This window comes from Schnuerera sp. xch1 (assembly GCF_019931165.1).
In the GTDB taxonomy this organism is placed as follows: domain Bacteria; phylum Bacillota; class Clostridia; order Tissierellales; family Tepidimicrobiaceae; genus JAIOUP01.
Genome location: NZ_JAIOUP010000001.1, coordinates 233,418 through 246,436 on the forward strand (window position 1 = coordinate 233,418; position 13,019 = coordinate 246,436).

A 13,019-nucleotide genomic window follows, 5' to 3' on the forward strand; every position below is an offset into this window, starting at 1 on the left:
TCACTCATTATTTAATATTGATATTATTAAATCTCTAACTTCATCTAATTGATTTTTTATACTTACATCTACATTACCCTTAGATGTCTCTAAAATACAATCTCCTTTGACCATGTCACTATTTACTCTAATATCAACCTCATCAATTAAACTTGCTTTGGCTAGTATAATGTTTTTGGACTTATTTGCAATTTCATAATCATCCTGAGAAACTATTATTGTCAGTTTATCCTTTATTTCCAAATTATCAATTCCATTCATCACCAGGGATACAATCAGTTCACCATCTTCTTCTATTTTTTTATAGATTACCTTTTCATATATTGATATCACAAGTTCAATTAGATCATTTTCAGCCTCTTTTAGCATATTATTTCTTTTTTCAATATAGAATTTTTTTATATCTAATGCTTCATCTACTAATTCTTCTGCTTCTTTTTTACCTTCTTTATATCCTTTATCATATCCTTCAGTATATCCTTGTTCTTTACCTAACTTATATCCTTCATCATGTCCTTCTAACTTATGTTCTTCAAAAATTTCCTTTGCCTTTTCATAAGCATCATTCAGCCTTTCATCATATTCACTATATGCCTTATCCACAATTCTTTCTGCCTCTTCATTTGCTTGTGAAATTATATCTTTATATCTTTGTTTGGCTTCTATTAAAAGATCTTCATATATAGCATTTTTTTTCTCAATCTCTATATCAGCATCCTGTGAAACAACATTACTTTCAATAACTCTAAAAGATTTTATAATATTAGACAATGACTTCAGCTCCTCCTCTAGGAGTAATTATTTCTCCATCTTCCTCTAATTTCCTGATAATATTAACAATATTCTGTTGAGCTTCCTCTATGTCTCTAATACGAACTGGTCCCATAAACTCAATATCTTCTTTAATCATTTCAACAAGTCTCTTACTCATATTTGTAAATATAACTTCCTTAACCTCTTCACTTGCACCCTTCAATGCAATAGCCCATTGTGAATTATCGATTTCTCTAATAACTCTCTGGATACTTCTATTATCCAATGATACAATATCTTCAAATACAAACATCCTTTTTCTTATTTCTTCACTTAACTCTGCATCAATCATATCTAATTCTTCTATAATATGTTTCTCCGTTCCTCTATCTACAGAATTCAATATATCCACTGCAGTTTGTATACCACCAGTAGCTGTAAAGTCTTGAGATAACACATCAGAGAATTTAGTTTCTAGTACCTTTTCTACTTCCTTAACTATATCTGGCGAAGTTCTATCCATAGTTGCAATTCTCATAGCTACTTCTGCCTGTTTGTTTGGTGGTAAACTAGCAATCAGCTGTGCAGACTGATTAGGGTTCAAATAAGAGAGAATTAATGCAATTGTTTGAGGGTGCTCATCCTGAATATAGTTCAATAGCTGATTTGGGTCAGCTTTTCTAATGAATTCAAATGGTTTAACCTGCAATGAAGATGTTAATCTGTTTATGATATCAACTGCTTTATCGGAGCCTACTGCTCTTTCAAGAATTTTTTTAGCGTAATCAATACCTCCTTCGGAAATATATTCCTGAGCTACTGCAATTTGATAGAAGTTTTCCAATACATTCTGCTTTTCTTCAGAAGATATCATACGCATATTGGCTATTTGCAAAGTTAACTCTTCAATTTCATCCTCATTTAAATGTTTAAATATTTCAGCAGATTTTTCAGGTCCTAGACTTATTAAAAGTATTGCTGCTTTTTCTTTGCCATTAAATTGTCTAACTGTCATATTAAATCTCTCCTATTCATTCAACCAAGTCCTTAATAATTGAGCAACTGATTCTGGCTTCTTGTCAACAAATCTTTCTATCTGAGATTTAACTTTTGATTCTTCAGTTTCAAATTCTATATCTTCCATTTCATCCCTTATAGCTTCTTCTTCCATTTGAGCTTGTAATTCTTCCAATTCTTCAGATTCTTTATTTCTTTTTCTTCTGTATATAATTAAACCTGCAACTAATGCTATAGCCACCAAAATTATTGCTATTGCTAACCAATTCATTCCCATGCCATTCTCTTGAATATCAGCTACTTCATCAGAGATAAAGCTTTGTGCATTTACTCTAACTTGACTAGTGTCTAATCCTGTAGCAGCATAGATTAACTCTTCAATCTCCGTTTCTGTTTCTGGTGTAAAATTCCCATCTATTAATACATCTTTGTTGATTAAAACTGCTACCGTTATATCTTCTACTTGTCCCTGTGCTTTTCTGATCTCTTTGTTTATTTCATTCAATTCAAAATTTATAGTACTACTTTTCTTATCGTATGAATCCTGTCCATCGTCTACCATCTCATAATCAGGAGGGTTTTCATCTGTTCCAGGTACTCCTCCAGATGCACCGCTAACCGTCTGCTCTTCGATTTCTTCCATACTTCTAATTAACCCTTCTTCACTGCCTTCTACTGGAGGTGAAAACTCTACTATATTAGTTTTTTCACTATCAAAATTCATTTTAACGCTAGATCTTACATCTATATTCCCTTCTCCAAATACATTCTCTAAAAAGTCCTTTATACTATCATTTATCTTTGATTCCAAACCGCTTTTTATATTCAATTGGTCAGTCATCAATAGGTCCGATTCCTCTTCTTCACCTGTTAATAATTTCCCTTCATTATCAACTATTTGTACTCTCTCTGGATCCATATTTACAGATGAAGCTACAAGATTTTGAATAGCAGTAATTGTTTCTCCTGATAAAGGTCTATTAGTACTTCTCTCTATAAAAATTGAAGCAGAAGTTTCCTTTATATTTTCATCTAAAACAAAACCTTTATCATCTTCTTCGTCTATGTACGCAGTTGCTTTTTCAACCCCATCAATTTCTGATATAGTTGAAGACAATTCACTTTGTAATGCTAATTTCATTCTTTCTTTTTTATCATAATCGGTCATTGTCCAACTACTATCATTAAATGCATCTATAAAACTATATCCATCCTTTGGTAATCCATCAGCAGCTAATCCAATTTTAGCCTGGTTCTTCATTTTTTCTGGCACCATCACGGTTGTAGGATTATCGTCTGGAGTTTTCCATTCAATACCTAGCTCGTCCAACTTATCAGTTACATCTGACATGTCTTCTAAGGTAAGATTTTGATAAAGAATTTCATAATTAGTTCTAGTTAATATTATAGAAAGTATAATAATTGATAATATACTGATGACGCTGATTATGAGTATTTTAATTTTTTTGTTTTTTTCAAGTCCTTGCCAATATTCATTTAATTTATCTCTCAACTGGTGTATTGTTTCTACCACTTTAACACCTCATTCCTTACAACATTTGTTAAATTTGTATCCTCATTATTTCTTTATATGCTTCAGTAACCTTATTTCTGATTGCCAATGTCAATTGTAAAGCAATATTTGCTTTTTCCGCAGCAATAGTTACATTATGTAAATTATCTACATCACCAGTAGCCAATAGTTTTTTATATTCACTGCTTACCAGTTGCAGTTCATTTACCCTATCTAACGCAGTGTTTAAAAAGGAGCTAAATTTGCCATCATTTTCCTGTTTGATACCTTTTGCCTTTTCGATATCTGACCCAAGTATATTGTTTATATCAATGTTTTTTACCTGCATTTAACTATCTCCTTCCTATTTCCAATGCTTTCATCAACATGGACTTAGTGGTATTCATAGCTGTAACATTAGCCTCATAAGCTCTTTGAGCATCTATCATATTTACCATTTCACTTACTACATCGACATTAGGTAACATCACATAACCATTTTCATCAGCATCTGGATGACCAGGCTCATATTTTAATTTAAAAGGAGTCTCATCTTCAATAACTTCGCTTATCACTACTCCGTTCCCATTAAATTTATTTGTACTTCTGTCTAAATAAGATGAAAATTGATCATTTTTGTTCTCTTCATATACAACCATTTGCCTTCTATAGGGTAATCCCCCAGTAGCTCTGGTAGTATTTGCATTTGCAATATTTTTGCTTATAATATCCATTCTAGTTTTTTCTGCGGTTAAAGCTGAAGAGCTAATATTAATTGAATCAAATATTCCCACTCCTATCTACTCCCTTCATTAATAACATTCTTAATCTTATCAAATTCACCTATTAATTGGTTTACCACAGCATTATACATAATGGAATTCTTTGCAAGATTTGCTGATTCCACATCGATATTGACATTGTTTTTATCAAATCTATAAGAATAACCTTTGTCTACATGAAGACTAGGTACAACTTCACTTTGAGAATTAGATACTGGAAAGTGATCTTCATGAGTGACAACAAGCTTTGATTCACTATTGGTTATAGCCTCTCTTAAGCTGTCTTCAAAACTTACAGTTAATCTCTTATAATTCGGCGTGTTAGCATTTGATATATTTTGATTAATGGCTTTATCTCTCAGCCAGAGTCCATTAAGTGCTTTATTCAAGATGTCAATACTACCATTAAAATTATTCAACATTTTATCACCTCTTATAATCAATTTGAATAATATTTACTTAAATTGGTAAATTATTTGTCGTAAAAGTTATGCTACATATATATATCTCTATTATATTATATAATACTACAAAATTCTCCATTTTAAAAGCAAAATTTGACTAAATTTGTTATATACTTCATAAGTCCCAAAAAAAAAGAAATAGTGAGATATCTCACCATTTCTTTTAATGAATATTTCAATTTTATGATTCTCTTATCTTTTCCAATTCTTCAAGTAGTTTGTCATTTAGTACCTTTATATGTGTTCCTTTCATTCCTAAGGATCTAGATTCAATTACACCAGCTGATTCAAATTTTCGAAGAGCATTTACTATAACTGATCTTGTAATACCTACTCTATCTGCTACCTTACTTGCTACAATCAATCCTTCATCTCCATCTAATTCTTCAAAGATATGTTCCATTGCCTCTAATTCTGAAAATGATAGTGTCCCTATTGCCATTTGAACTACTGCTTTTTTCCTTGATTCATCCTCAACTTCTTCTGCTTTAGATCTAAGGATTTCCATCCCTACAATTGTTGCACTATATTCAGCTAATATTAAATCATCTTCTGTAAACATTCTACCATATCGTGCTATGACCAATGTACCTAATCTTTCTCCACCACTGTTGATTGGTATTATTGTAGCTATCTTATCTGGATGAGCACATTCTGTAACCTGATCAAATACACATTCATCAATTTCCTTAAAATTCTCCTTTGTTTCAGAAACCTTTAATAGTTCATCATTATATTTTTGTGGAAATCTCTTTTCTTCAACAACTTCAGTTTGAATCATATCACAATCAAATCCATCGGACAGTGAAAACCCTAATACTCTACCTTTTTTACTAGCAATATATACATTAGCTTCTAAAACTTCACTAAGTATTTTACTAAGTTCTTGAAATGAAACAGGCTTTGAACCTGAACTCTGTAATGTCTTGTTTAATCTTCTTGTTTTTTGTAATAAATTTTCTACCATCAATATCCTCCTCTTTATAAAATATATTTTGATATGTCTTTTTGCTGAATATATGCATTTAATTTCTCATTCACATAGGTTTCACTTATTGTAATTCTATCTGTATCCAAATCAGGAACTTGGAATGAAATATCTTCAAGCAGTTTTTCTAAAACAGTATGCAATCGTCTAGCTCCAATGTTTTCTGACTGTTCATTGATTAAAAAAGCAACTTTTGCAATTGCATCTATTGCACCTTTTGAAAATTCTAAGCTAAAACCTTCTGTTTTTATTAAAAACTTATACTGCTTTATTAAAGCATTTTTAGGCTTAGTTAATATCTCTTTAAAGTTATCTTCAGTAAGATTGTCTAATTCAACTCTAATAGGAAATCTACCTTGTATTTCTGGTATTAGATCTTCAACCTTCGAAACATGGAAAGCTCCAGCTGCAATAAACAATATATAGTCCGTTTTAACAGGTCCATATTTTGTCATGATTGTTGTTCCTTCGATTATAGGCAATATATCTCTTTGGACGCCTTCTCTCGAAACATCTGGACCACTACTATAATCTTTACCAGCAATCTTATCTATTTCATCAATAAAGATCATTCCATTTTCTTCGGCTTTTTTAATCCCTATATCTATAACTTCATCCATATCTATCAGCTTTTGTGCTTCTTGATTACTAATAATTTTTCTTGCTTCCTTTACTGTTACTTTCTTTTTTTTAGTTTTCTTAGGTAATAAATCTCCAAACATATCACTCATGTTAATATTATATTCTTCAATTCCTAATCCACTAAATAATTCCACTGTTGAATTATGATTATCTTCAATTTGAATCTCTATGATTTTATCATCTAGATCTCCATCTTTTAACTTTTTCTCTAGTTCTTTTCTTTTATTGATTATAATTTCATCGTCTACTTCATCTGTTGTTTTATCTTCTTCCGAATTATTAAACAACATTTCTAATGGATTTTTATCCTTTTTCTTAGAAGAATGAGGAACAAGTATCTGTAATATTTTTTGATCAGCTAATTCTTTACTATTATCATATACTTGGTCTATTTTTTCAACCTTTACCATCCTTATGGATTCCTCTACTAAATCTCTAACCATTGACTCTACATCTCTACCAACATAGCCAACTTCAGTAAATTTAGTTGCTTCAACTTTTATAAATGGCATCTTAACTAACTTCGATAATCGTCTAGCTATTTCAGTTTTACCAACACCAGTAGGACCAATCATTAATATATTCTTAGGTCTTATTTCATCTTTAAATTCATTTGGTAATAAATTTCTTCTATATCTATTTCTTAAAGATATAGCAACTGCTTTTTTTGCCTTGTTCTGCCCAACTATATATTTATCCAACTCTTCAACTATTTGCTTTGGTGTCAATTCCTTCATAAAAATCACTCTCCTTAAATTACTTGACAGATTATATTATCATTAGTATATACACAAATAGATGAAGCAATTAGGATAGATTCCTTAGCTATTTCTTCAGCTGATAAACTAGAATGCTTTAAAAGAGACTTTGCAGAAGCTAATGCATAATTGCCTCCAGAACCAATTGCAAGTATTCCATCTTCTGATTCTATTACTTCCCCATTACCAGAGATAAGAAGTAAATTATCCTTATCAGCAGCAATCAATAAAGCCTCTAGTTTCCTTAAAGTCTTATCTCTTCTCCAATCCTTTGCAAGCTCAACAGCTGCTCTTTTCAAATTTCCACTATGCTGTTCTAGCTTTTCTTCTAATATTTCAGCTAAAGTTAATGCATCTGCAACTGAACCAGCAAAACCTATTATAACATTATTATTGTATATTCTCCTAACTTTTTTTGCAGTATTTTTCATAATTGTTTGATTGCCAAAAGTTATTTGACCATCTCCTGCGATAGCTGTTCTATCATCTTTCTTAATAGCAACAATAGTAGTTCCTTTCATCATTAACAAGCACCTCATTATAATATAACTATTATCCGATTCCATTAGTTTTATCATTTTCAGAAAATTTAATCTTCTATGGCCATCTATAATATAGATTACTATATTATTAACAAAATGTACAGTATAATTTATTTGTTTTCAATTTCACTATAACCACACTCTTTATCCATACATCGCTTTGTTATCCCTTTTTTAGTCTTTCTTTTTACCATAGCCCCATCACATTTAGGACATTTTTCCCTAATCGGTTCATCCCAAGATATAAAATCACATTCTGGAAAATTACTACACCCATAGAACATTCTTCCCTTTTTAGATCTTCTTCTAACTATATTGCCTCCACATTTTGGACATGGTACATCTATTGTGTGCAAAATAGGTTTTGTATTTTTGCATTCTGGATATCCAGGGCAGGCTAAAAATTTACCATATCTTCCATTCTTGATTACCATATTTCTTCCACATTTTTCACAAACTTCATCAGTGACTTCGTCCTCAATTTCTATCTTATCAATCTCTTCTTCAGCTTTATTTAATACCACTTCAAACTGTTTGTAAAATTCACTAACTATTGCTTTCCAAGTATATTTTCCTTCTTCAATTTTATCAAGTTTTTGTTCTAAATCTGCAGTAAATTTTTCATCCACTATGTCCTTAAAATATTCTTCTAATAAATCATTTACTAATATCCCCAATTCTGTTGGTACAAAAGATTTGTTTTCCAAATTTACATATTCTCTATTTAATATAGTTGAAATAGTTGGTGAATAGGTACTTGGTCTACCAATACCTAACTCTTCTAGAGTCTTAATCAATGATGCTTCAGTATATCTAGAAGGAGGCTGGGTAAAATGCTGATTAGGTTCAATACTATTCACTTTAACTGTTTCGCCTTTTGTAAGCATTGGTATCTCAGAATTACTATCATTCTTTTCATTGATCTTATAAACCTTTAGGAATCCTTTAAAATTCAATTTTGATCCTGAAGCTTTAAATATACAATCATTTGAAAGTATCTTTACTGAAATAGTATCATACTTTGCAGGGCTCATTTGTGAACCTACAAATCTCCTCCAAATTAAATCATATAGTTTAAATTGATCTTTAGTCAAAGAATCCTTTATATCTTTAGGTACCCTCAAAACAGATGTAGGTCTTATAGCTTCATGAGCATCTTGAGCTCCTTTCTTGTTTTTATTATATGGTTTGCCTCCATTACTATATTCCTCTCCATAATTATCGTTTATAAATGTCTTAGTTGCATTTAATGCTTCTTCTGAAATTCTAGTAGAATCAGTTCTAATATAAGTAATTAAACCGACTGTACCTTCTTTTTTAATATCAATCCCTTCATAAAGTTGTTGTGCCAATTTCATGCTTTTCTTTGCAGAAAATCCTAGTTTTTTGGAAGCATCTTGTTGTAAAGTACTAGTTGTATAAGGAAGATAAGGATTTCTCTTTTTCTTCCCTTTTTTTACTTCTTTAACAACAAAATTATCTTTATCTAAAGAATTTAATATTTTATCTACTTCATCTTTATTCGAAAGTTTTAGTTTTTTATCCTTTCCTTTTTCTAAAACGCCATAAAAATTTGCTTCAAAAGGAATCTTATCCTTTTCTAATAATGCTTTTATACTCCAATATTCTTCAGGTACAAAATTTTCTATTTCTTTTTCTCTATCACATATGATTTTTACCGTAACGGATTGAACTCTACCTGCACTCAAGCCCTTTTTTATTTTTCTCCAAAGTAAAGGGCTTATCTTATAGCCTACCAGTCTATCTAGTATTCTTCTCGCTTGTTGAGCATCGACCAAATCCTTATCAATAACTCTTGGTTTTTTGATAGCATTTAGTATAGCATCTTTAGTAATTTCATTGAATTCAACCCTTACAGGTTCTTTATCTTCAATACCTAATATATAAGCCAAATGCCATGATATGGCTTCACCCTCTCTATCAGGGTCAGTTGCTAAAAATACTTTTTCAGTTTTTTTGGCTTCTCTTTTAAGTTCTTGAACTATTGGGCCTTTACCTCTAATGGTTATATATTTTGGATTAAAATTATTTTCTATATCAATGCCAAGACTACTCTTTGGTAAATCTCTTATATGTCCTACAGAAGCCTTTACTTTATACTTTTTCCCTAGAAATTTACCTATTGTTTTCGCCTTGGCAGGTGATTCAACTATAACTAAATTTTTCTGCAATGATTACACCTCCAGATTAATGTCGTACTTATGATAGAGTAAATATCCTACCAGTCATCTCTTTAATCATTCCCTTTAATTCTAATATAGTTAGAATACTGTTAATAGTAGAAATATCTATGCCAGTATTTGCTGCTATACTATCACAATGTATTGGTTTTTCTTTTATTAACTCAAATACTTGCTTTTCCAATGTACTTAATTGGGAATAATCAATATTTTCTTCTTTTTTAATTTTTGTTTTTTCTTGAAGCTGATATATTTCTTCAATTATATCATCAATTTCCATTATTAACTTTGCCCCATCTTTAATAAGTTGATTTGTCCCCTCACTAAATATACTATTAATATTGCCAGGCAGAGCAAATACCTCTTTACCTTGTTCTAAAGCATGTTGAGCTGTTATCAAAGATCCACTTTTTTTCTTAGCTTCTATCACAACAACCCCTAAAGACAAACCACTAATTATTCTGTTTCTTTGTGGGAAATTATAAGCTAAAGGCGGCATTCCAAAAAAATACTCTGAAATCAATGCTCCATTTTTAGGGATCTCTTCATATATTTTCTTATTTTTCATGGGATATATAACATCCAATCCATTTCCTAGGATCGCAATAGTTCTACCTCCTTCTCTTAAGGCAGCCTTATGTGCTACACTATCAATTCCTAAAGCCAGACCACTGACTATGGTAACATCTAATTTTACCAATTCTTTAACAAACTTTTCTGTAGCCCATTTTCCATAGGATGTTGCTTTTCTAGAACCTACTATAGCAATACCAATATTATCTTTTTCAATAATATTTCCATTTATATATATAACCTTAGGTTTATCATATATATAATGTAAACCCATTGGGTAATTTTCATCCAATACAGTAGTTACATCTATATTATGCTTTTCTATTGCATCAAATAATCTTTTTAAGTAATCATCTTTTCGTTTAGATATTATCTCTTCTTTGATTTTTTGCTTTATACCTTTTAAATTATATATTTTATCAGAGGAAGAATTCCATAGATCTGATAACTGTGAAACTTGATTCATTATCTTGTCAATATTTTTATTCCCAATATTTATACTGTTTAACCATATCAAAACATCCCTGTTAGAAATATCCCTCAATGCACTTTACCCCCAATACTTATTATCTAAACTTCTATACCTCACAGCTTCTAATATATGTTTCTCAAGTATTAGTTCTTCTCCATCTAGATCAGCTATTGTTCTACTAACTTTTAATATTTTATTATATGTTCTTGCACTAAATCTATACTTATTAAATGCTTCTTTCATAATTGTTTCTGCTCCATTATTCAGTATACAATACTTCTTTATATTTTTAGAACCTAATTGAGAGTTGCTGTATATATTATCATCTTTATACCTTTTCAGTTGAAGCTTTCTTGCTTTGTTCACTCTTTTTCTTATATCCTTTGACGTCTCTGTCTTTTTACCGCCTTTCAATTCTTTATAGTTAACTGGTTGCACTTCAATATGAATATCAATTCGATCAAGAAGTGGGCTACTTAACTTATTTAAATATCTATCTATACTACTTTGTGAACAACTACATTCATGGTAAGGGTCTCCATAATATCCACATGGACATGGATTCATGCTAGCTACCATCATAAACTTAGACGGATAAGTAAGGCTAGCATTTGCTCTAGATATAGTCACAACATCATCTTCCATAGGCTGCCTTAACACTTCTAAAACACTTTTTTTAAATTCCGGAATTTCATCCAAAAAAAGAACCCCATTATGTGCCAAAGACACTTCACCAGGTTTAGGAATTCTACCTCCACCAATTAAAGCTACAGCAGAAGATGTATGGTGCGGAGATCTAAAAGGTCTACTCTTTATTAAGGAGTTGGATTTCAAAAGTCCAGCAACACTATAAATCTTCGTTACTTCAATAGCCTCTTCAAATGTTAATTTAGGTAATATAGTAGATAATCTTCTAGCAGCCATAGTCTTACCAGCTCCAGGCGGTCCGATAATCAATATATTATGAGCACCAGCTGCAGCTACTTCCAAAGATCTTTTGAGTCCCTCTTGCCCTCTAATATCACCAAAATCCACATTAAAACATTCCTCCTCATCTAATGAGAACACTTCTTTATTTTTATATGGTGATATTGTTTTTTCTTGATTCAAATAATTGATCACCTGGCTCAAAGTTTGAACTGGAATAATATCTATATCCTCAACCGCTGCACATTCATCCTTATTATCATAAGATACAATACACCTTTTAATATTAGATTCTCTCATAGAAATAAGCATTGGTAATGCACCTTCTACTGAATTTAATCTACCATCTAAAGACAATTCGCCAATAAAGGCTGTATCCTCATAGTTGAAACCTTTAACAATACCCATAGCTTGTAAAATCCCAATAGCAATTGCTAAGTCCAATTGAGAACCTTCTTTTTTTAGATTAGCAGGTGCTAAATTAACCGTAATTCTTGATAAGGGAAATTGAATGCCGCTATTCTTTATGGCAGTTCTTACTCTTTCCTTTGATTCTTTAATCGAAACATCCGGTAACCCGACAATATTAAACACTGGCATCCCTCTAGATAGATCGGTTTCAACTTCTATAATATTTCCATTAAGTCCTTGTAATACACAAGTATTTATCTTAGAATACATATTTACCCCCTTTGTCTTAAGCAGTTCCTATTCCCTGGGTAATAGCTATAATATCACATTTCTTGATAATTACATACAAAAAGCATTTTCAATATGATTAATATTTGGTTCATCATGCAAATAAACTTCAATTATGTCGTATCTTGCTTGATAATTATCTAACTTCTTATGTTTTATATATATTAAAGAACTCCTTAATATCTTATTCTGTTTTTTTCTATTAACAGCTTCATATGGAAATCCATAATTTGTATTTGACCTAGTTTTCACTTCAACGAAGACCAATGTTTTAGACTTAATTGCAATTATATCTATTTCACCTATCCTAGTTGTATAATTTCTGTCTATAATCTTATATCCCTTAGATATAAGATACTTCGTTGCTTTACCTTCTCCATATGCACCTTTTTGTATATTATTACTCATAAGATTCTCCCTTTTCTTTATCTAAATAATAAACAAATAAAATAATTTTAGAAACTGCTTCATATAATTCTGGTGGAATTTCTTCACACAAATCCAACCTTATTAATTTTTCTATCAAGTCTTCATCCTTATATATCTCAATCTTTTCCTTTTTTCCTACATTTACTATTTTATCAGCAATTTCTCCTCTTCCTTTAGCAATCACTTTCGGTGCATTATAACTCTCTTTATAAGAAAGTGCTACTGCTTTATTCTTCTTAACATCTTTTTTCTTTGTCAT

The 13,019-nt window shown here is 30.8% G+C and carries 14 protein-coding genes; all 14 read right to left on the bottom strand.

Going from position 1 to position 13,019, the window contains the following annotated elements; translation table 11 throughout:
* The 14 genes from K8M07_RS01240 to K8M07_RS01305 all read right to left on the bottom strand — a co-directional run bounded on the left by K8M07_RS01240 (position 1) and on the right by K8M07_RS01305 (position 13,019).
* Complete coding sequence (locus K8M07_RS01240) at positions 1-771, bottom strand: FliH/SctL family protein (protein WP_223375976.1); 771 nt, start codon at positions 769-771, stop codon at positions 1-3.
* Positions 764-1,768, bottom strand: a complete 1,005-nt coding sequence (gene fliG / locus K8M07_RS01245) for a flagellar motor switch protein FliG (protein ID WP_223375978.1) — start codon at positions 1,766-1,768, stop codon at positions 764-766. Before fliG ends, K8M07_RS01240 begins: the two co-directional genes overlap by 8 nt.
* Before the next feature lie 12 nt (positions 1,769-1,780).
* Positions 1,781-3,304, bottom strand: a complete 1,524-nt coding sequence (gene fliF / locus K8M07_RS01250) for a flagellar basal-body MS-ring/collar protein FliF (protein ID WP_223375980.1) — start codon at positions 3,302-3,304, stop codon at positions 1,781-1,783.
* Between the two features lie 28 nt (positions 3,305-3,332).
* Positions 3,333-3,632 carry a flagellar hook-basal body complex protein FliE gene (gene fliE, locus K8M07_RS01255; RefSeq protein ID WP_223375981.1) on the bottom strand — a complete coding sequence of 100 codons (300 nt, stop codon included), beginning with the start codon at positions 3,630-3,632 and terminating at the stop codon, positions 3,333-3,335.
* A gap of 4 nt (positions 3,633-3,636) precedes the next feature.
* Entirely contained in the window at positions 3,637-4,077 is a 441-nt protein-coding gene (gene flgC / locus K8M07_RS01260) for a flagellar basal body rod protein FlgC (RefSeq protein WP_223375983.1), read from the bottom strand.
* A 2-nt stretch (positions 4,078-4,079) separates the two neighbouring features.
* Positions 4,080-4,487, bottom strand: coding sequence for a flagellar basal body rod protein FlgB (flgB, locus tag K8M07_RS01265; RefSeq protein WP_223375986.1), 408 nt, complete (start codon positions 4,485-4,487; stop codon positions 4,080-4,082).
* Between the two features lie 223 nt (positions 4,488-4,710).
* Positions 4,711-5,496: a GTP-sensing pleiotropic transcriptional regulator CodY gene (gene codY / locus K8M07_RS01270; protein WP_223375988.1), complete on the bottom strand. Its 786-nt coding sequence runs from the start codon at positions 5,494-5,496 to the stop codon at positions 4,711-4,713.
* A gap of 14 nt (positions 5,497-5,510) precedes the next feature.
* Entirely contained in the window at positions 5,511-6,896 is a 1,386-nt protein-coding gene (hslU, locus tag K8M07_RS01275) for an ATP-dependent protease ATPase subunit HslU (RefSeq protein WP_223375990.1), read from the bottom strand.
* Positions 6,897-6,910: 14 nt separating this feature from the next.
* Positions 6,911-7,441 (bottom strand): ATP-dependent protease subunit HslV, encoded by a 531-nt coding sequence (hslV, locus tag K8M07_RS01280; RefSeq protein WP_223375991.1) that lies wholly within the window; start codon positions 7,439-7,441, stop codon positions 6,911-6,913.
* A gap of 128 nt (positions 7,442-7,569) precedes the next feature.
* A complete protein-coding gene (gene topA / locus K8M07_RS01285) occupies positions 7,570-9,651 on the bottom strand; it encodes a type I DNA topoisomerase (protein ID WP_223375993.1) in 2,082 nt (693 codons plus the stop codon).
* Positions 9,652-9,679: 28 nt separating this feature from the next.
* Positions 9,680-10,777, bottom strand: a complete 1,098-nt coding sequence (dprA, locus tag K8M07_RS01290) for a DNA-processing protein DprA (protein WP_223375994.1) — start codon at positions 10,775-10,777, stop codon at positions 9,680-9,682.
* Between the two features lie 6 nt (positions 10,778-10,783).
* Positions 10,784-12,313, bottom strand: a complete 1,530-nt coding sequence (locus tag K8M07_RS01295) for a YifB family Mg chelatase-like AAA ATPase (protein WP_223375997.1) — start codon at positions 12,311-12,313, stop codon at positions 10,784-10,786.
* Positions 12,314-12,382: 69 nt separating this feature from the next.
* Entirely contained in the window at positions 12,383-12,739 is a 357-nt protein-coding gene (locus tag K8M07_RS01300; RefSeq protein ID WP_223375999.1) for a YraN family protein, read from the bottom strand.
* Complete coding sequence (locus K8M07_RS01305) at positions 12,732-13,019, bottom strand: EscU/YscU/HrcU family type III secretion system export apparatus switch protein (RefSeq protein ID WP_223376000.1); 288 nt, start codon at positions 13,017-13,019, stop codon at positions 12,732-12,734. Before K8M07_RS01305 ends, K8M07_RS01300 begins: the two co-directional genes overlap by 8 nt.

Bases quoted from the DNA above. Each gene is read 5' to 3' on its own strand.
- flgB (WP_223375986.1), bottom strand. From the start codon at position 4,487: ATGTTGAATAATTTTAATGGTAGTATTGACATCTTGAATAAAGCACTT.
- fliG (WP_223375978.1), bottom strand. From the start codon at position 1,768: ATGACAGTTAGACAATTTAATGGCAAAGAAAAAGCAGCAATACTTTTA.
- codY (WP_223375988.1), bottom strand. From the start codon at position 5,496: ATGGTAGAAAATTTATTACAAAAAACAAGAAGATTAAACAAGACATTA.
- K8M07_RS01300 (WP_223375999.1), bottom strand. From the start codon at position 12,739: ATGAGTAATAATATACAAAAAGGTGCATATGGAGAAGGTAAAGCAACG.
- hslV (WP_223375991.1), bottom strand. From the start codon at position 7,441: ATGATGAAAGGAACTACTATTGTTGCTATTAAGAAAGATGATAGAACA.
- fliE (WP_223375981.1), bottom strand. From the start codon at position 3,632: ATGCAGGTAAAAAACATTGATATAAACAATATACTTGGGTCAGATATC.
- hslU (WP_223375990.1), bottom strand. From the start codon at position 6,896: ATGAAGGAATTGACACCAAAGCAAATAGTTGAAGAGTTGGATAAATAT.
- K8M07_RS01305 (WP_223376000.1), bottom strand. From the start codon at position 13,019: ATGACAAAGAAAAAAGATGTTAAGAAGAATAAAGCAGTAGCACTTTCT.
- K8M07_RS01295 (WP_223375997.1), bottom strand. From the start codon at position 12,313: ATGTATTCTAAGATAAATACTTGTGTATTACAAGGACTTAATGGAAAT.